At 72.1% G+C, this 17,304-nt stretch carries 22 protein-coding genes; 18 read left to right on the top strand and 4 right to left on the bottom strand.

Features of this window, described 5'->3' with window-relative positions:
* Positions 1-155 precede the first annotated feature (155 nt).
* Positions 156-458 carry a hypothetical protein gene (locus IEZ03_RS17865; protein ID WP_184881597.1) on the top strand — a complete coding sequence of 101 codons (303 nt, stop codon included), beginning with the start codon at positions 156-158 and terminating at the stop codon, positions 456-458.
* A gap of 40 nt (positions 459-498) precedes the next feature.
* Here the strand turns inward: IEZ03_RS17865 and ku are convergent, their stop codons facing one another.
* Positions 499-1,401, bottom strand: a complete 903-nt coding sequence (ku, locus tag IEZ03_RS17860; protein ID WP_184881595.1) for a non-homologous end joining protein Ku — start codon at positions 1,399-1,401, stop codon at positions 499-501.
* A gap of 129 nt (positions 1,402-1,530) precedes the next feature.
* Between ku and ligD (IEZ03_RS17855) the strand changes: the two genes are divergently transcribed.
* From ligD (IEZ03_RS17855) to IEZ03_RS17820, 8 genes are all read left to right on the top strand, one after another.
* On the top strand, positions 1,531-2,505 hold the full coding sequence (gene ligD, locus IEZ03_RS17855) for a non-homologous end-joining DNA ligase (protein ID WP_184881593.1): 975 nt from the start codon (positions 1,531-1,533) through the stop codon (positions 2,503-2,505).
* A 14-nt stretch (positions 2,506-2,519) separates the two neighbouring features.
* Entirely contained in the window at positions 2,520-3,431 is a 912-nt protein-coding gene (ligD, locus tag IEZ03_RS17850; protein ID WP_184881591.1) for a non-homologous end-joining DNA ligase, read from the top strand.
* 150 nt (positions 3,432-3,581) lie between these two features.
* Positions 3,582-4,931, top strand: coding sequence for a dihydrolipoyl dehydrogenase family protein (locus tag IEZ03_RS17845; RefSeq protein ID WP_221480590.1), 1,350 nt, complete (start codon positions 3,582-3,584; stop codon positions 4,929-4,931).
* Positions 4,932-4,970: 39 nt separating this feature from the next.
* Positions 4,971-5,189, top strand: coding sequence for an Rv3202a family protein (locus tag IEZ03_RS17840; protein WP_184881589.1), 219 nt, complete (start codon positions 4,971-4,973; stop codon positions 5,187-5,189).
* A gap of 187 nt (positions 5,190-5,376) precedes the next feature.
* Complete coding sequence (locus IEZ03_RS17835; protein ID WP_184881587.1) at positions 5,377-6,006, top strand: TetR/AcrR family transcriptional regulator; 630 nt, start codon at positions 5,377-5,379, stop codon at positions 6,004-6,006.
* 144 nt (positions 6,007-6,150) lie between these two features.
* Positions 6,151-6,384, top strand: coding sequence for a DUF3107 domain-containing protein (locus IEZ03_RS17830; RefSeq protein WP_184881585.1), 234 nt, complete (start codon positions 6,151-6,153; stop codon positions 6,382-6,384).
* 116 nt (positions 6,385-6,500) lie between these two features.
* Positions 6,501-6,785: a GlsB/YeaQ/YmgE family stress response membrane protein gene (locus tag IEZ03_RS17825; RefSeq protein ID WP_184890409.1), complete on the top strand. Its 285-nt coding sequence runs from the start codon at positions 6,501-6,503 to the stop codon at positions 6,783-6,785.
* Between the two features lie 501 nt (positions 6,786-7,286).
* Positions 7,287-8,801, top strand: coding sequence for a DEAD/DEAH box helicase (locus IEZ03_RS17820; RefSeq protein WP_229808408.1), 1,515 nt, complete (start codon positions 7,287-7,289; stop codon positions 8,799-8,801).
* 55 nt (positions 8,802-8,856) lie between these two features.
* On the opposite strand, the gene IEZ03_RS17815 is transcribed toward IEZ03_RS17820, so the two are convergent.
* Positions 8,857-9,543, bottom strand: a complete 687-nt coding sequence (locus IEZ03_RS17815) for a glycerophosphodiester phosphodiesterase (RefSeq protein WP_184881583.1) — start codon at positions 9,541-9,543, stop codon at positions 8,857-8,859.
* A gap of 69 nt (positions 9,544-9,612) precedes the next feature.
* On the opposite strand from IEZ03_RS17815, the gene IEZ03_RS17810 reads away from it, so the two are divergent.
* The 5 genes from IEZ03_RS17810 (at position 9,613) to IEZ03_RS17790 (ending at position 12,541) form a co-directional block, all read left to right on the top strand.
* The gene (locus IEZ03_RS17810; RefSeq protein WP_184881582.1) at positions 9,613-10,491 is read left to right on the top strand and encodes an alpha/beta fold hydrolase; all 879 of its coding nucleotides are present in this window, start codon (positions 9,613-9,615) and stop codon (positions 10,489-10,491) included.
* A gap of 43 nt (positions 10,492-10,534) precedes the next feature.
* On the top strand, positions 10,535-11,062 hold the full coding sequence (locus IEZ03_RS17805) for a PH domain-containing protein (protein WP_184881580.1): 528 nt from the start codon (positions 10,535-10,537) through the stop codon (positions 11,060-11,062).
* Positions 11,063-11,184: 122 nt separating this feature from the next.
* Positions 11,185-11,376: a DUF1059 domain-containing protein gene (locus tag IEZ03_RS17800; protein ID WP_184881578.1), complete on the top strand. Its 192-nt coding sequence runs from the start codon at positions 11,185-11,187 to the stop codon at positions 11,374-11,376.
* Positions 11,377-11,386: 10 nt separating this feature from the next.
* Positions 11,387-11,683, top strand: a complete 297-nt coding sequence (locus IEZ03_RS17795; RefSeq protein WP_184881576.1) for a hypothetical protein — start codon at positions 11,387-11,389, stop codon at positions 11,681-11,683.
* A 294-nt stretch (positions 11,684-11,977) separates the two neighbouring features.
* Positions 11,978-12,541, top strand: a complete 564-nt coding sequence (locus IEZ03_RS17790) for a dihydrofolate reductase family protein (protein ID WP_184881575.1) — start codon at positions 11,978-11,980, stop codon at positions 12,539-12,541.
* A gap of 9 nt (positions 12,542-12,550) precedes the next feature.
* Here IEZ03_RS17790 and IEZ03_RS17785 read toward each other — a convergent pair whose 3' ends face one another.
* Positions 12,551-13,348 (bottom strand): alpha/beta fold hydrolase, encoded by a 798-nt coding sequence (locus IEZ03_RS17785; RefSeq protein WP_184881573.1) that lies wholly within the window; start codon positions 13,346-13,348, stop codon positions 12,551-12,553.
* Positions 13,349-13,448: 100 nt separating this feature from the next.
* On the opposite strand from IEZ03_RS17785, the gene IEZ03_RS17780 reads away from it, so the two are divergent.
* From IEZ03_RS17780 to IEZ03_RS17765, 4 genes are all read left to right on the top strand, one after another.
* Positions 13,449-13,811 (top strand): ArsR/SmtB family transcription factor, encoded by a 363-nt coding sequence (locus tag IEZ03_RS17780; protein WP_229808369.1) that lies wholly within the window; start codon positions 13,449-13,451, stop codon positions 13,809-13,811.
* The gene (locus IEZ03_RS17775) at positions 13,808-14,305 is read left to right on the top strand and encodes an SRPBCC family protein (protein ID WP_184881569.1); all 498 of its coding nucleotides are present in this window, start codon (positions 13,808-13,810) and stop codon (positions 14,303-14,305) included. The genes IEZ03_RS17780 and IEZ03_RS17775 overlap by 4 nt, the downstream gene beginning before the upstream one ends.
* Positions 14,306-14,378: 73 nt before the next feature.
* On the top strand, positions 14,379-15,194 hold the full coding sequence (locus IEZ03_RS17770) for an alpha/beta fold hydrolase (protein ID WP_184881568.1): 816 nt from the start codon (positions 14,379-14,381) through the stop codon (positions 15,192-15,194).
* Between the two features lie 128 nt (positions 15,195-15,322).
* Positions 15,323-16,231, top strand: coding sequence for an oxygenase MpaB family protein (locus IEZ03_RS17765; protein ID WP_184881566.1), 909 nt, complete (start codon positions 15,323-15,325; stop codon positions 16,229-16,231).
* Positions 16,232-16,373: 142 nt separating this feature from the next.
* Here IEZ03_RS17765 and IEZ03_RS17760 read toward each other — a convergent pair whose 3' ends face one another.
* On the bottom strand, positions 16,374-17,300 hold the full coding sequence (locus IEZ03_RS17760) for a RecB family exonuclease (protein ID WP_229808368.1): 927 nt from the start codon (positions 17,298-17,300) through the stop codon (positions 16,374-16,376).
* Between the last annotated feature and the right edge of the window lie 4 nt (positions 17,301-17,304).

The following is a 17,304-nucleotide window of genomic DNA, read 5'->3' as shown; positions in this document are numbered from 1 at the left end:
CGCTTGTGATCTCACTCACCCGGCGGAAGACTGAACGTCATTCGACCGGGGGCACAGCGTCGTTCCACCGGTGGCGCACCTGCCGGTGACCTGCCCCGCGACGGCACTCCCCGGGATCTCCCACGCAACGCACGGGTCATTCCTTTGGAGGCACCATGTCCACGCAGGTGATCAGCGACGCCGGCACGGCGCTCGGGCACCTGGAGCGGCTGACCGACGAGCTGCGCTCCCGCGGCTGGAGCGTCGAGGTCGCCGCCCCGGCCGACCGCTGGCCGTGCGCCCTCGTGGCCGACCCGCGGACCCCGGCGGCGGAGGAGAACGTCATCGCCGCCCGCGAGCGGTCGGGCGACACCTGGTCGTACTTCTACGGCTGGGGCGAGCGGATCGCGCCGTGCGCCGACCCCGCCGCGGCCGCCGACGCCCTCGGCCGCGTCCTCGCCGCCCGCGGCGGCAACTAGCAGCGGCGGCCAGGGGCGGCGGGCACCGGGCCGGCGGGGCTCAGGCGGACTTGCGGGTGCGGCTCTTCGCCGGCTCCTTCTTCTGCCCCGACTTCGCGGACGACTTGCGCGCGGCGGGCTTCTTCTCCGCCGTCCCCTTGCCGGACGCGGCCTTGCCGTTCTTCTCGCCCCGGCTCTTCTTCGCCGCCTCGACGCTCGCGCGCAGCGCGCTGAGCAGGTCGGCCGCGGGCTCCTCCTCGGCCTCCTCGGCGGGCCGCGCGACCTCGCGGCCCTCGACCTTCGCGTCGATGACCGCCTGGAGGGCCTCCCGGTAGGCGTCCTTGTGCTCCGCCGGATCGAACTCCGCCTCCATCGACTCGATCAGCGACGTCGCCATCGACAGCTCCTGCTTGCGGACCTCGATGTCCTCGTCGAGGAACGGGAAGTCGGGGGTGCGGACCTCGTCCGGCCACAGCATCGTCTCCAGGACGAACACGCCCTCCCGGACCCGCAGCGTCGCCAGCGACTCCCGCTGCCGGATCGCGATCTTGACGATGGCGACCTGGCCGGAGCTCTCCAGCGCGTCCCGCAGCAGCACGTACGGCTTGGCGCCCTGCGCGTCGGGCTCCAGGTAGTACGACTTGGCGAAGTAGATCGGGTCGACCTCCGCCGCCTCCACGAACTGCAGGACGTCGATCCGGCGGCTGGTCGACAGCGGCAGGTCGGCGAAGTCCTCGTCGGTCAGGACGACGATCTCGCCGCTCGGCAGCTCGTACCCCTTGGCGATGTCGGAGTACGGGACCTCCTCGCCGTCGACCGTGCACACCCGCTTGTACTTGATGCGCCCGCCGTCCTGCCGGTGCACCTGGTGGAAGCGGACATCCCGCTGCTCGGTCGCCGAGTACAGCTTCACGGGGATCGTCACCAGCCCGAACGAGATGGCGCCCTTCCAGATACTGCGCATGACCAGTCCCTACCCACCAAGTCGCGCCCCAGCACGTTTCCCGCTCTTAGCGTCGCAACCCCGTTCGATTTGCGCCAGAACGGACTCTTGATCCTTTTCTGCGGTGCGGGCACCGGGTAAGACGGCGGTATGACCATGCCGTGGCCCGTTGAGCCGATGATGGCCGCCACCGGGGAACTCCCCTCCGACGGCGAGCAGTGGGCGCTGGAGCTGAAGTGGGACGGCGTCCGCGTCCTGGCGCACGTCTCCGCCGACGGCGTCCGTGCCACCGGGCGGCGCGGCGGCGAGGTGACGAGCCGCTACCCCGAACTGTCCGCACTCGCCGACCTCCTCCCCAGCCACGACGTCGTCCTGGACGGGGAGGTCGTCGCCTTCGAGGAGGGGCGCCCCAGCTTCGAACGACTCCAGCGCCGCATGCACGTCGCGCACCCCGACCCCAGACTGATCCGTGAGGTACCCGTCCGGTACGTGGTCTTCGACGTCCTGTTCCTCAACGGGCACGTTCTGTACGACATGCCGTACGTAGAGCGCCGCACACTCCTCGACGACCTCGACCTGGCCGGAACCGGACCCGTGGAGGTCCCCCCGTACCTGCACGGCGGCGACACCGCTCAGGTGGACGAGCTGCTCGCCTTCACCCGTGAACAACACCTTGAGGGGCTGCTGGCCAAGCGCCTCGACTCGCCCTACCGCCCGGGACGCCGCGTCGACTACTGGCTCAAGGTCAAGAACTTCATGACGCGCGAGGTCGTCATCTGCGGCTGGAAGCCCGGCAAGGGACGGCGGGAAGGCGGCGTGGGGTCGCTGCTGCTCGGCGAGTACGACGTCAAGGGGCTCCTCGGTTTCGTCGGCCACGTCGGCACCGGCTTCAGCGACCGCGCCCTCGACGAGCTGTACGACATCCTCTGGCCGCTGCGCCGCCCCACCAGCCCCTACGACGACCCCGTCCCGCGTGAGTTCGCCCGTGACGCCCAATGGGTTGAGCCACGGCTCGTCGGGGAGGTCGCCTACAGCGCCCGCACCCGGGACGGCCGCCTCCGCTTCCCGTCCTGGCGCGGCCTCCGCGACGACAAGGACCCCCTGGAGGTCACCAGTGAGCAGTGAGCCCTGGAGCACCTGTGGCGAGTAAGCGCACGACCGTCGACGTCGACGGGCAGCAGGTGTCCCTCTCCAACCTCGGCAAGAACCTCTACCCCGAGTTCACCAAGGGCGAGGTCATCGACTACTACGCACGCATAGCCCCGGTGATGCTGCCGCACCTGAAGGACCGCGCCGCGACCCGGATCCGGTGGCCGGACGGCGTGGACGGCGGCAAGTTCTTCGAGAAGAACGCGCCGTCCCACACGCCGGCGTGGGTGCGGACCGCCACGATCCCCACCCCCGGCAGCTCCACGGGGCGCGACACCCTCGACTTCGTCGTCGTGGACGACCTGCCCACGCTCGTGTGGTGCGCCAACCTCGCCGCTCTCGAACTGCACATCCCGCAGTGGAAGGTCGGGCCGCGCGGCAAGGTGCACACCCCCGACCTCGTCGTCTTCGACCTGGACCCGGGCCCTCCGGCCACGATCGTGGAGGCGTGCGAGGTGGCGGCGCTGCTGCGCGACGTGCTCGCCGAGGACGGCCTGGAGTCATACCCCAAGACGAGCGGCAAGAAGGGGCTGCACCTGTACGTCCCGATCAAGGAGCCGGCGAAGGCGGAGCGGACGTCCGAGTACGCCAAGGCGGCCGCGCAGCGCCTCGCCGAGGAGCATCCCGAGCTGATCGTCGCGAAGATGGAGAAGCGGCTGCGCAAGGGCAAGATCTTCGTGGACTGGAGCCAGAACAACCCGGCGAAGACGACCGTCGCGCCCTACTCGCTGCGCGCCGCGAACCGCCCGTCCGCGTCCACCCCCATCACCTGGGACGAGCTGGAGTCCTGCGAGGACAGCGCCGACCTGGTGTTCGGCCCGGACGACGTCCTCGCCCGCGTCGAAGAGCACGGCGACCTCCTGGAACCGCTGCTCGCCGAGGACCGGCCGCCCCTCCCCTGACGCCCCTCCCCTGGCTGCCCCTCCGGACCGCCGCAACCCCGCCCGGCCCGTGACACTTCGCATGCCCTATGTGTTCGAACCGGCACTCTCCGGCGCCGGATTCCGTCACCATGGTCCGGGGGACGACGCACGGGGCGGGAGGCCGGACAGTTGACGCAGAACCACCACTACGACGCCGTGGTGCTGGGCGGGGGGACGGCGGGCGAGCTGGTGGCGTCCGGGCTCGCCCGCGCGGGCCGCGACGTCGCACTCGTCGAGAAGCACCTGGTCGGCGGGGTGTCGCCGTACTTCGCGTGCGTGCCGTCGAAGTCGCTGCTGCTGTCGGCGCGGCGCGGCGAGACGTGGGAGGCGGCGCTCGCCCGGCGCGACGCGCTGGCCCGGTACCGCCGCGACGACCCCGCCGTCGCGCGGATGGCGGAGGCGGGCGTCACCGTCCTGCGCGGCCGCGGCCATGTCACCGGGCCGGGGCGGATCGAGGTCGACGGCACCGTGCACGGCTTCGGCGACCTCGTCGTGTGCACCGGCGGCGAACCGGTGATCCCGGCCGTCGACGGCCTCGCCGACGTCCCGCTGTGGACCGGCGACGAGGCGCTGTCGGTGCCCGACCTGCCCCGCCGGCTCGCGATCCTCGGCGGCGGCCCGGTCGGCTGCGAGCTGGCGCAGGTGTACGCGTCGTTCGGCTCGCAGGTGTCGCTCGTCGAGGCGTCCGGGCGGCTGCTGACCGCCGAGGCGCCGTTCGCCGGGGAGGTGCTCGCCGACGCGCTCCGCCGGACGGGCGTCGACCTGCGGCTCGGCGCCGCCGCCGGGCACGCCGGGCGCAAGGACACCGGCCTGCGGCTGTGGCTGTCGGACGGCGGGACGATCGACGCCGACCGCGTCCTCGTCGCCGCGGGGCGCCGCCCACGGGTCGAGGGCCTCGGCCTGGAGAACCTCGGCGTCGCCGTCACGCCGGGGCAGGGCCTCCCGGTGGACGAGACCTGCCGCGTGCCGTGCGAGGCGGACGGCGCGGACGATGCTCAGGCGGGCGGCGTCTGGGCGGCCGGGGACGTCACGGGGATCGCCGGCACGACCCACGCCGCGCGCTACCAGGCGCAGGTGGTGCTGTCCAACCTCCTCGGGCGGCGCCGCGAGACCGACTACCGCGCGATCCCCCGCGTCGTCTACACGACGCCCACCGTCTACTCGGTGGGGGTCTCGCCCAGGGAGGCCGGGGAACTCGGCATAGACCTGCTCACGGCCGGGTACGACCTCGCCGCGACGGTCCGGGCGGCGGTCGAGGCCGACGAGCGCGGCCGGGTCGAACTGTACGCCGACCGGTCGCGGGGCCTGCTGGTCGGCGCCGCCGCGGCCGGACGCAACGCCGAGGAGTGGATGAGCGAGATCACGCTGGCCATCCGCGCGGAGACGCCGCTGAGCCTGCTCGCCGACGTCGTCCACGCGTTCCCGACCTACGGCGAGTCCGTGGAGGCTCCGCTGCGGGAGCTGGCGGCGAACCTGTGAGGCGGCACCGCGAGGCGGGCCCTGTGAGGAGGACGTGTGATGAGCGAGACCGACGACCTCGACCCGGCGGTCGCCGGCCCCGGCGGGGACGGTGAGGCCGACGAGGCCGACGAGGCCGACGCGGCCGAGCAGCGCGCCGCGATCGGCGACGAGGAGGGGCCCCTGGAGTGGTCCGCGCAGGTGCCGGACGACGTCAACGAGGCGGACGCCGTCGAGCAGCGGTACGAGGTGCCGCTCGACGAGGACGACTACCGGTGACTCCGGCGGGGGAAGGCCGGATGAGGGTGCCCGGGCTCCCCGCCGTAAATACACTGACCTGCGTGAAGGAACGTCCGCGCGCTTTGGCCGTGACCGGCGGAGTTACCCACGCGTAGGATGATGAGATTGTTCCCGCGCGGCGGAGGGGGCCCCCGTCCGCCGCATTGATCGTTGATCGGAGAGTGTGGTGACCGCGACCCCGGACGCACGCCCCCGCGGCACGAGGCTGCCGCGACTGGCGCGCCGCAGGCAACTGCTCGGCGCGGCCCAGGAGGTGTTCGTCGCGCAGGGGTACCACGCAGCGGCGATGGACGAGATCGCCGAGCGCGCAGGCGTCAGCAAACCCGTGCTCTACCAGCACTTCCCGGGCAAGCTGGAGCTGTACCTGGCCCTGCTGGACGAGCACGCCGAGGCCCTGGTGAAGATCGTCCGCGACGCGCTTGAGTCCACCACGGACAACAAGATGCGCGTCCAGGCGAGCATGCAGGCCTTCTACGACTTCGTGGCCGGCGACGGCGAGGCGTACCGCCTGGTCTTCGAGTCCGACCTCCGCAACGTCGCGCCCGTGCGGGCGCGCGTCGACCGCGCCAACCAGCAGTGCGCCGAGATGATCGCCCAGGTCATCGCCGAGGACACCAGCGCCCCCACCGACGAGGCGTACCTGCTCGGCATGGGGCTCGTCGGCATGGCGGAGGTCAGCGCCCGCTACTGGCTCTCGCAGCAGCGGGCGATCCCCAAGGACACCGCCGAGAAGATCATCGCCCGGCTGGCCTGGCGCGGGATCTCCGGCTTCCCCATGAGCACCGAGCCGAGCTGACGCCTCCGCCCGCACCGGTGCCGCCGCGCGGCCGTTTCACGCTCGGTGAAACGGGAGTGCGGGCGGTACCGGTGATCTCCGTGCGACCATCGTGGGAGGGCCCGCCGGCGGGCGGCGGGACGTGACGGACGACGGGAGCATCGCGTGCAGGTGCGCATCGGTGTGCAGAACGTTCCGAAGGAACTCGTGGTCGACACCGCGCAGTCGGCCGACGAGGTCCAGGACGCGCTGGCGGACGCGCTGTCCCGGCCGGGCGGCATCCTCGCCCTCCAGGACCGGCGCGCCGGGCGGATCGTCGTCCCGGCCGAACGCGTCGGCTACCTGGAGATCTCCGAGGACGAGCAGCGCAACGTCGGATTCGGCTCCCAGTACGCCTGATCGCGTTCCGGCACGGCACACCGCGTCTTGACCTCCGCTTTGTTTGAATCCGGCAGGAAGGGCATATCGATTCCCGACCACGGGCCACCGGCCCACGAAAGGAATGGATGATCGATATGCTCACGACGATTCTCTGGTTCATCGTCGTCGGTGCCGTCGTCGGAGCCCTGGCGCGGCTGCTCGTCCCCGGCCGCAATCCGATCGGCATCCTGCTCACGATCCTCGTCGGGATCGCGGGCGCCGTCCTCGGCGGGGTCATCGCGGACGCGCTGGGCGCGGGCACCCTCGTCGCCATCGTTTTCGCGCTGGTGATCGCGGCCATCGGGGTGGTGGCGCTCACCACGCTCAACACGCGCGGCAGCGGGCGCCGAGGCTGGCGCACCGGTCGCCGCTCCTACTGACCCCACGACGAGCACGGCGACATGAACGGCCGGAAGCCCCCGCCCGAACGGGCGGGGGCTTCCCCCGTCCCCGGGCGCGGCTGTCCGGATGTGGCCGTTCTGACAGCCCTCTCAACAGGACCGCCCGCCGCCTCCGCCCCGGCGCGGCGGACCTTCGGCGCCCCCTGGCGGGGCGGCGATGGAATAGCCGAAACCGCGGCAGCGTTGGATCCGGTGATCGGCTATTGGTGTATGCAACAGACGGTCGGTACACTGCGTCGCGGAGTGTGACCGCACGCAGCCACAGCGAGTGACTGCTTTCAACCCCTGACTGCGGTCGCCGACGGATTTTGAGCAACGGCTGGTCCCTCCCGCGCGAGCGCGCGGCCATGGCGAACGCTAGGCGGGTGTGCCCACGCGGTGGCGCCCGCCGGGCGCCGCGCCGCACCCGGGAGCGGAGACCCCGCATATTGGAGGCTGAAAGCCCTGACTACCTTTCGTGAACTCGGGGTCGTCCCCGAGATAGCAGACGCCCTTGAAGCAGAGGGCATCGTAGAAGCGTTCCCCATCCAGGAGCTCGCCCTGCCGATCGCGCTGGGCGGCCACGACATCATCGGCCAGGCCCGCACGGGCACCGGCAAGACCCTCGCGTTCGGTGCCGCGCTGCTGCAGCGCATCGAGCACGGCGGCCGCGCACCGCGCGCGCTCGTCGTGGCGCCGACCCGCGAGCTGGCCCTCCAGGTCACCGACGACCTCCTGGTCGCCGGCGGCAAGCTCGGCTCCCGCGTCCTGTCCGTCTACGGCGGCCGCGCGTACGAGCCGCAGATCGACGCGCTCCGGGAGGGCGTCGACGTCGTCGTCGGCACCCCGGGCCGCCTCCTCGACCTCGTCAAGCAGAAGCACCTCGACCTCTCGCAGATCGAGATCCTGGTGCTGGACGAGGCCGACCGGATGCTCGACCTCGGCTTCCTGCCGGACATCGAGCGGATCATCGAGCGGATCCCGGCGAAGCGGCAGACGATGATGTTCTCGGCGACCATGCCGGGCGAGATCGTCGCGCTGTCGCGCGCCTACCTGACCCGCCCGACCAACGTCCGGGCCGAGTCGCACACCGAGTCGGACGCGACGCCGCAGGTCGTCCAGCACGTGTTCCAGGCCCACCAGATGGACAAGCCGGAGATGGTGGCCCGTCTCCTGCAGGCCGACGGCCGCGGGCTGACGATGATCTTCTGCCAGACCAAGCGGGCCTGCGACAGGGTCGCCGCCGACCTGGTGCAGCGGGGCTTCGACGCCGCCGCCGTCCACGGCGACCTCGGGCAGAGCCAGCGCGAGCGGGCGCTGCGCGCGTTCCGCAGCGGCAAGATCGGCGTGCTCGTCGCCACCGACGTCGCCGCCCGCGGGCTCGACGTCGACGACGTCACGCACGTCGTCAACTACGAGTGCCCCGACAGCGCCGACACCTACGTGCACCGCATCGGCCGGACCGGCCGCGCGGGCAAGGAGGGCGTGGCCGTCACGTTCATCGACTGGTCCGACCTCACCCGGTGGAAGCTGATCAACAGCACGCTCGACCTGCCGTTCGCCGCTCCCGAGGAGACCTACTCCACGTCCCCGCACTTCTTCTCCGTCCTCGGCATCCCCGAGGGCACGAAGGGCCGGCTGCCCAAGGACAAGCGGCACGACCGCGCCGGGCTGGACGCCGAGGAGCTGGAGGACATCGGCGAGACCGGCCGGACCCGCAGCACCGAACGCGGCCAGGACCGGGAGCGTGAGCGTCCCCGGCCGCGGCGCCGCAAGCGCGACCGGGCCCGCACCCGCGGCGGCCAGCCCGTCGAGGCCGCGGCGAAGAACACCGCGGCGGAGGCCGGCGGCACGGCCGCCGGGGGGCGCGGGGGTTCGTCCGCCCGCTCGGAGGGCACCGCCGACGACAACGTCGTCGACGCCGTGGCGACCGAGCGCAAGCGCAGCCGGAACCGCCGCCGCACCCGCGCCGGCAAGCCGGCCGCGGACACGACCGAGGCGCCGCAGAGCGCCTAGTACCGGCATCAACCGCGGGGCCTCCGGCCGGTCTCGCGGTTGAGTCGCGGTCTCGTCAGGGCCGCCCGTCACGCAGCTTCAGCGCGACTTCGGGGTGGTCGGTGACGAGGACGGCGACGCGCGGGTCGCCGAGGAACCGCCGCATCACCGGTTCGGCGTTGACCGTCCACACCATGGCGGGGATCCCCGCGCGGCCGCACTGGCGCAGCACGCCGACGCGGGCCAGCCGGTGGTTGACGGCGACCATGTCGGCGCCGGCCTTGCGGATCAGGCGCAGCGGCGCGAAGTCGTGCGCGATGCCGCGCTCCCACAGGTTGCGTCCGACCGACAGCGCCGTCCGCACCTCGGGGAAGGCCCGCTTGATCTGCACGAGCGACAGCACCTCGCGGGTGGTGACGACGAAGCGGTCCGGCCCGAACGCCTCGATGGCCAGCTCCACCGTCTCGTGCTCGGTGCCGCGCTCCTTGAGGTCCAGATGGCCCTGCGCCCGGCCTCCGATGATCTTCATGGCCTCGCTGACGAGCGGGACGGGCCGCGGCGCCAGCTCCTGAACCCGGTCGTAGGTGAGCCGGTTCAGCGGCAGCCCGGCGAGCTCGGCGTCGTGGTGGACGACGAGGCGCCCGTCCCCCGTCCGCCGGATGTCGATCTCCACGTACTCCGCCCCGGAGTCGACGGCCATGGACAGGCCGGTCAGCCCGGCTTCGTCACGGCGGTGCGCGGAGATGGCAGGCTTCGGACGCACTCTGCCGACGCTACCACCGAAGGTTTTTCACGGGTGTCCGTTGCCGCCGATTGAGTATGGTGGTCCCCCGTGAGCACGCCCCGGTTCCTGACCTTGCCCCCCGGCGTCAGCCGGACGAACATCGAGACGCCCCGAGGCTCGTTCGCCGCCCTGGAGGCCCTCCCGGGATCCGGTGTGCCCGAGCGCCCTCCCGCCCTCCTCGTGCCCGGCCTCACCGGCAGCAAGGAGGACTTCCTCGCCGTCCTGCAGACGCTCGCCGCGTCCGGCCGCCGGGTCGTGTCGATCGACATGCGCGGCCAGTACGAGTCGATCGGCCCGGACGACCCGGCCGCCTACACCCGGGCCGCGCTCGGCGAGGACATCACGTCCCTGCTGGAGGCCCTCGGCCCCGACCCGGCGCACCTCGTCGCCCACTCCTTCGGCGGGCTGGTCTGCCGCGAGGCCGTGCTCGCCGGCGCCGTCCGCCCCGCCTCGTTCACCCTGATGAGCTCGGGCCCCGCCGCCGTCACCGGCCCGACCGCCGACCGGGCCAAGGCCCTCCGCGACGCCATCCCGGAACTCGGCATGGAGACCATCTGGCAGGTCGCGCTCGAACCCGACTACACGGGCCAGGGTCTCGAAGCGGAGATCATCGCCTTCATCAAGGCCCGCACCCTCGGCAACTCCGAGACCGGCCTGATCTGCATGGCGAACGAGATCCTCACCGCCCCGGACCGCGTCGACGAGCTCGCCAAGCACTGCGCCGGCACGAACCTGCGCGTCCTGGTCCTCTACGGGGAGGACGACGACGCCTGGCTGCCCGCCGCCCAGGCCGCGATGGCCGAGCGCCTCAACGCGTCCAAGGTCGTGATCCCCGGCGCCGCCCACTCCCCCGCCTGGGAGGCCCCGGAGACCACCGCCGCCGCCCTCCGCACCTTCTGGCACGAGGCAGAGCAGAACTCCCGCTGAAAGCGTCTGGCGCTCTCCAGAATGGGCCGGGCACACTCTCAGGGTGAAAGAGCGAAAGACGCTGCGGAACCATCGCTCGATGCCCCTCATGGCGTTCGCGGCCGTCCTCTGCGCCTACGTGTTCGTCTGGTGCCTCAAGCTGACGATGTCGGGGGGCCTTCCGGACTACTCCACCGGCCGCCTGTTCGGGATGGGCCTGGTCATGACCGCGGCCCTCTTCCTGGGCTTCACCTGCATGCTCTCCCTGCGCAGCCGGGTGATCGTCAGCGGGGATGGGCTCGATATCGTCCACACCTACAGGCGGGAACACCTGCCCTGGGATGAGATCACCGGCATCACGCTGCGCTACAACAAGCACGTGTGGGACGTGGAGGTGCGGACGTCCGGCGATGCCCGCCCGATCCTGGTCGTTCTCGTGGGCAGCATCCGCAGCACCATCCCGTGGGAGCGCTACGACGTCGCTCCCCCGAACACCCCGCGCCGCCTGCGCGACCAGTACGGGACGCTACGCGAGGCCTGGCACCGCCACCGGGAGGACACCGGGACGTCCTCCCGGGATAGTTCCGGCTGACCTGGGGACATATCACGATAAGTAGTGAATTCGGCGATGCTGCGGGACGGCCAGGAGGCCGGCGCCGCGAAGCACGTTCTCCTCACGCGCCGGCCGCCCGGCCACCGACACGGGGAGGAACGATGCGCAAAGTGGCCGACTGCCGGGAGATGCCGAGCGAGTCCGGATGCACGCTGACCATCAGCGGCGAGGAGGACGAGGTCGTCCGCGCCGCCGCCGAGCACGCGGCATCGGTGCACGGGCACACCGACAGCCCGGAGTTCCGCGAAGAGATCCGCAACTCGCTCAAGGACGAGCACATGAGCGTCCGTTAGGGGGCAGCACATGACTTTCATGCAGATCATCGAGTACGAGACCGACCGTCCCGACGAGCTGGACCCGCTGTTCGACCAGTGGGCCGCGGCGACCGAGGGCAAGCGGACGGTGTCCCGCGACACGCACACGCGCGACCGCGAGAACCCGGCCCACTTCGTGGAGATCGTGGAGTTCCCGTCCTACGAGGCGGCGATGCTGAACAACGACCTGCCCGAGACCCAGCAGATCGCCGCGGAGCTCCAGGCCCGCTGCACCAGCGGCCCGCGCTTCATGAACCTGGACGTCATCCGCGACGAACCGATGTGACCCCACCGCGCCGCCCGAGCCTCACCGTGGACGGCCGCCCTCTCCGTTCTCGCCGTCCTCAGTCCCGAGGCGGTGATGCAGGTGCGCGAGGACGTGCGTCAGGCTGGAGAGCAGGCTCGGAGCCGTGACGTTCAGGTCGAAGAGCTCCGCGATTCCTTCGGCCGTGGCATGATCGCCGGCCGGGGCGCCGGATCGGGCCTCGTCGGGTTTTCGCGGTGCGCGATGAGTTCCCGCGATGAGTTCCGCGTTGTCCGACGGTCGTAACGTCGAACGCGTTACCGGGAGGGGACTCTGATGCGCAGTGTGACCTATTCGATGGCCGTGTCGCTGGACGGCTACGTCATCGGGCCGGACGGCGGCTTCCAGTGGGCGGAGCCCGACGAGGAGGTCTTCCGCTTCGCCACCGACGAGGTCCGGGACGTCGGCGTCCACCTGATGGGACGACGGCTGTACGAGACGATGCTCTACTGGGAGACCGCCGCCCAGGACCCGAAGACCACCGATCTGGAGCGCGAGTTCATCGCCGTCTGGAACCCGCTCCCGAAGGTGGTGTTCTCCAACACGCTGTCGGCGGTGCAGGGCAACGCGCGCCTGGCCTCCGGCGGCCTGGCGGAGGAGATCGAGCGGCTGCGGGCCGAACCGGGCGGCGGGAACATCGCGATCGGCGGCGCGACACTCGCCGCCGAGGCCGCCGCACTGGACCTGATCGACGAGTACCGGGCCAGGGTCTGCCCGGTCCTGGTCGGCGGCGGCACTCCGTTCTTCCCCCGGCACGAGCGGCACGTGGATCTCGAACTCGTCGAGACCCGCACCTTCACCTCGAAGGTCGTCTTCCTCCACTACCGCGTGGCCCGCTAGCCCGCACCCCTACCGCTGCGGGTCAGCGGCCAGGAAGGCCGTGATCACCGGGGCGGCCTGGTCGGCGGGCGCGGCGTGGTCTTGGCCTTCCAGCAACGTGTACTCGCCGTTCGGCAGCAGGGCGGTCAGGCGCGTCGCGGTGTCGCGGAAGAAGGGCGGGCTGGCGCTGCCCGCGATCAGCAGGGTCGGGGCGGCGACGGCGCGGGCCAGGTCTTCCGGGATCGCGCCGCCCCGGGCGGTGTCGCCCATGACCTCGAAGTCGTAGGGCATCGTCGGGGCTATCGCCTGCATGTCCGGGTCGGCGGCCGTCCCTTCGGCCGTTTCCGGGGGCATGCCCGACGCGGCCAGGAAGAGCTTGATGGCGTCGGCCCGGCGGTCGTCCTTCAGGGCCGCCTGGACGTTCTCGGCCAGTTCCCGCGCGGTTCGCCTCTCGTCCTCGTCGTCGGAGCCGTAGGGCGGCTCGTGCAGGACGAGCCTGGTGATCGGCAGTCCCGCGGCGGCCGCTTCCAGGGCCAGGCCCGCGCCGGAGGAGTGGCCGTAGACCGCGGCCGAGCCGCCGGCCTCGGTGATCAGCGCGGCCAGGTCCTCGACCTCCCGCCGCACGGCGTACGGGGCCGTGTCGCCGCTCTCGCCGCGGCCGCGCCGGTCGTAGTTGAGCACCGTGAAGCGTTCGGCGAGCCGCCCGGCCAGTTCCCGGGTGGCGGGGCGGGCGCAGAACATGCCGCCGATGAGGACGACCGCCGGGCCCCCGCCCAGGCGGTCGTAGGCGATGCGGGTCCCGTCCGCCGAGGTCGCGAAGTGGGTCATGCGCACTCCTTTCGTCGTGGTGTACGGACCGGGCGGCCGGCCGGAACTCATCGGTGCCCGCCCTGGACAAAACGCGTAACACGATGGTTACATGTTTTCCGTGGACGTCTTCGATGCCGTGGCGGATCCGGTGCGGCGGCGGATCGTGGTGCTGCTCGGTGACGGGCCGCGGACCGCCGGGGCGCTGGCGGCCGCGTTCCCGGAGATCAGCCGGCCCGCCGTGAGCCGGCACCTGCGGGTGCTGCGCGAGGCGGGGCTGGTCGAGGCCGAGCTGGTGGGCCGGGAGCGGCACTACCGGGTCGAGCACGGTCCGCTGCGGGAGATCGAGCGCTGGCTCGCCACCGCGCGGCGGCGGGTGTGGGACCAGCGCCTCGACGCACTGGAGACAGAGGTCCACCGCACGCGACGCGACCGCGCGCGTGGCCCGGGCGAAGAGCCCATGGACGCGAGGAGCACGGGATGACGCCCACACCGACCGGCAGGCTGATCGCCGCGGCGACCGGCACGGACCTGGAGATGACGCGCGAGTTCAAAGCACCGATCGAGGACGTCTGGGCGAGCATCACCGAGCCCGAGCGGACGGCCCGCTGGTTCGCCCACTGGACGGGTGAGGGCAAGCCCGGCGCCAATGTGCGGCTCACGCTCGTCATGGAGGAGGGGCAGCCGGAGAGCGACATGACGATCATCGCCTGTGAACCGCCGCGCAGGCTGGAGGTCGAGGCGGTCGACGAGTACGGGCGGTGGCACCTGGAGGCGCGCCTGGCCGAGGCCGGCGGCGTGACCACGCTGACCTTCCTGCACCACCTCGACCCGGACACCGACGTGTCCACCACCGGGCCCGGGTGGGAGTACTACCTGGACCGGCTCGTCTCCTCGATGACGGGCGCGCCGGTGGCGGACTTCGACGCCTACTACCCGGGGCAGGTCGAGTACTACAAGGGCCTTTCCGCGAGCTGATCCTCGTCCGGGCGATGAATTCCTCCGGGATCGCGAGTCTTCCTGACCGCACCTACATCACCTGGAGGAATCCATGACGACCAGCGGAACCCTTCGCGTGCCGGATGCGCGGCTGCACTACGAGGTCCGCGGGCGAGGCCCGCTCGTGGCGCTCGTGGGCGCGCCGATGGGCGCGGCGGCGTTCGAGCCGCTCGCCGACCTGCTCGCGAGCGACCACACCGTCCTGACGACCGACCCCCGGGGCATCGGCCGCAGCCCGGTCGACGACCCTGAGCAGGACTCGACGCCGCCACTGCGCGCCGACGACCTGTCGCGCCTGATCGCGCAGGTGGACGCCGGGCCGGCCGTGGTGCTCGGCTCCAGCGGCGGCGCCTGCACCGCCCTCGCGTTCGCGCAGGCCCACCCCGGCCAGGCCCGCCTGGTCATCGCGCACGAACCGCCGCTGGACGAGCTCCTGGACGACCGCGACGACCTCTACAAGGCGACGGACGAGATGATCGCCACCTACTTGAGCGGCGACGTGATGGGCGCGTGGCGCGCGTTCATGGCGCTGAGCGACATCCACCTCCCGGACGGGGCGCTGGAGCACATGTTCGGCGGGGACCGCGACCCGCAGGACCTCGCCGACGAGCGCCGCTGGTTCGAGCACGAGCTGCGCGAGACCGTCCACTGGAAGCCCGACCTCGCCGCCCTGCGCGCGGTCGCGTCCCGCATCGTGGTCGGCATCGGCGAGGAGTCCGCGGGCGAGCTGTGCGACCGCGCCTCCCGGGCGCTCGCCGAGGAGCTCGGCATCGAGCCGACGCTGTTCCCCGGCGGCCACACCGGCTTCGCCGACGCCCCGGAGTTCTTCGCCGTCCACCTCCGGAAGGTCCTCGCCGCGTCCTCCTGAAGCACCGGGCAGCGGAGGTCGGAGGGGCTGGGCCGAGGGCGACGACCGGACGCCTCGATCGGGGGGCGGTGTCACGGCGGCGAGCGGGTAATGACACACTTACCGGAGTTTGTCTCATGGAGGTGTCAATGCCCGCGACGATCCAGCCGCCCGAGAGCGTCACCTGGCGCGTCCACCTCGACCGCACCATGTGGGTCGGCGGGGTGCGCAGCCTGATGCTGCAAGCACTGCATCCGATGGCGATGTGGGGCGTCTGGCAGAACTCCAACTTCCGTGAGGACCCCTTCGGCCGGCTGCAGCGGACCTCCGACTTCGTCGGCCTGGGCACGTTCGGCAGCCCCGAGGAGGTGGAGCAGGCGGCCTACCGGGTCCGGGAGATCCACCGGAGCCTGCGCATCCTCAACCACGACACCGGCAAGAGGGAGCGGCTCGACCAGCCCGAGCTGCTGCTCTGGGTGCACTGCGCCGAGGTGTACTCGTACCTGGAGGTCGCGCGCCGGGCGGGCCTGCCGCTCACCGGCCCCATGGCCGACCGCTACCTGGCGGAGCAGCGCAGGTCGGCCGAGCTCGTCGGCCTGCACGCCGAGGACGTCCCCGGCACCGTCGCCGACATGGAGGCGTACTTCGCGGAGATGCGGCCCCGGCTCCGGGTCACGGAGGAGGCGGCGGAGACCGTCCGGTTCCTGATGTGGCCGACGATGCCGGAGAACCTGAAGTTCCTGGCGCCCGGCAAGCCGGGCTACTTCCCGTTCGGCGCGCTCTGCTACTACGCGCTGCCCGACTGGGCCCGCGCGATGTACGGGGCGCTGCCCGAGGTGCCGCAGCCGGCGGTGACGGCGGCGCTCAAGTCGTTCCGCCTCGCGATGAACGCGGTGCCGGAGCGGCTGCACGACTACGCCTTCGCCAAGCCCACCCGGGACATGCTCGAACGCACCCGGCAGCGGCTCGCCGCCGAGGGCTACGACGTGAGCCGGGGCCTGTTCGGCCTGCGCGACCCGCGGCGCTGGCCGGCCGGGAAGACCCTCACCCCCGCCTAGCCGCCAACCGCCTAGTGCGGTGACCACCAAGGTCCACCGGGCTCGTTGACTTGCGGCGTGTTGTTGTTATCCGGTGCGCCATAACAACAACACGCCGCAGCTCAACGGCTTGTCGACCCGGTGAACGTTCGCGGACACCGCACTAGGCGTCGACCTGGCCCTCGTCGTCGGCGGGCAGGGCCGCCCAGGGCTCCTTGCGCGGGGCGGCCTCCCGCCCTTCGGGGCAGTGGCGGGCGAAGTCGCACCAGGAGCAGAGGTTGCCCGTGCGCGGCGGGAACAGCTCGTCGTACGGGGCGTGGTCTACGGCGGCCGGGCGGGCGTCCCCCACGCGGGGCTTCGGCACGCCCCCGCGCTCCCCCGCCAAAGCGCGGTAGCCCTCGTCGGCATCGGCCGCCTCGGAGGCGATCTGCTCGGCGCGGCGGATGTGCCGGTTCAGGGACTCGTCGGTGTGGTCCCAGGCCGCGACCTCGCCGGACGGCAGGTGGTGCAGCTCGACGCGGTGGCAGGGGCGGCGCAGCACGCGGGACGCGGCGACGGCGTAGATGGCGAGGGCGAGGGACCCGCGGGCGTCGTCGGACGCGGGGACGCGGCGTCCCGTCTTGTAGTCGACGACGGCGAGCTCGGAGCCGCGGGCGTCGAGGCGGTCGATGCGGCCCGACACGGCGATGCGGTCGGTGCGGGTCGCGACCGTCCGCTCCACGCCGACCGGCTCGTCGGACGGGTCGAGGCCCGCCGCGTACCGCTCGGTCATCTCGCGGGCCCGGTCACGCCACCGCGCGGACTGCGCGTCGTCGCGGAACCCGTCCGTCAGCCAGCCGCGGACGAGGAGGCTCCCCGCGGCCTCGGGGGTGCGGTCGCCGACGGGCAGCCGCCACCAGCCCGCCAGGGCGTTGTGGACGCTCGCACCGACGCTGTTGTGCGCCCACGGCGGGCCCTTCGGCGGCATCGGACGGTCGAGGTACGTCATCCGGTACCGGCGCGGGCAGTCGAGCCAGGTGTTCAGCCTCGACGGCGTGCACGTGTACAGCCGCCGGGGCATGCCGTCGAAGCCGAGCTGCTCGGCGCCCAACGAG

The sequence above is a fragment of the Actinomadura livida genome (genome assembly GCF_014648675.1).
Classification (GTDB): domain Bacteria; phylum Actinomycetota; class Actinomycetes; order Streptosporangiales; family Streptosporangiaceae; genus Spirillospora; species Spirillospora livida.
The sequence above is the reverse complement of the archived record's forward strand: the minus strand, read 5'-3'. Positions and strand labels throughout refer to the sequence as shown.

Excerpts from the sequence above, each read along its gene's own strand:
- ligD (WP_184881593.1), top strand. The coding sequence starts at position 1,531 with ATGACCATGCCGTGGCCCGTTGAGCCGATGATGGCCGCCACCGGGGAA.
- IEZ03_RS17775 (WP_184881569.1), top strand. The coding sequence starts at position 13,808 with ATGACGCCCACACCGACCGGCAGGCTGATCGCCGCGGCGACCGGCACG.
- IEZ03_RS17800 (WP_184881578.1), top strand. The coding sequence starts at position 11,185 with ATGCGCAAAGTGGCCGACTGCCGGGAGATGCCGAGCGAGTCCGGATGC.
- IEZ03_RS17865 (WP_184881597.1), top strand. The coding sequence starts at position 156 with ATGTCCACGCAGGTGATCAGCGACGCCGGCACGGCGCTCGGGCACCTG.
- IEZ03_RS17770 (WP_184881568.1), top strand. The coding sequence starts at position 14,379 with ATGACGACCAGCGGAACCCTTCGCGTGCCGGATGCGCGGCTGCACTAC.
- ku (WP_184881595.1), bottom strand. The coding sequence starts at position 1,401 with ATGCGCAGTATCTGGAAGGGCGCCATCTCGTTCGGGCTGGTGACGATC.
- IEZ03_RS17840 (WP_184881589.1), top strand. The coding sequence starts at position 4,971 with ATGAGCGAGACCGACGACCTCGACCCGGCGGTCGCCGGCCCCGGCGGG.
- IEZ03_RS17765 (WP_184881566.1), top strand. The coding sequence starts at position 15,323 with ATGCCCGCGACGATCCAGCCGCCCGAGAGCGTCACCTGGCGCGTCCAC.
- IEZ03_RS17785 (WP_184881573.1), bottom strand. The coding sequence starts at position 13,348 with ATGACCCACTTCGCGACCTCGGCGGACGGGACCCGCATCGCCTACGAC.
- IEZ03_RS17795 (WP_184881576.1), top strand. The coding sequence starts at position 11,387 with ATGACTTTCATGCAGATCATCGAGTACGAGACCGACCGTCCCGACGAG.
- IEZ03_RS17825 (WP_184890409.1), top strand. The coding sequence starts at position 6,501 with ATGCTCACGACGATTCTCTGGTTCATCGTCGTCGGTGCCGTCGTCGGA.
- IEZ03_RS17790 (WP_184881575.1), top strand. The coding sequence starts at position 11,978 with ATGCGCAGTGTGACCTATTCGATGGCCGTGTCGCTGGACGGCTACGTC.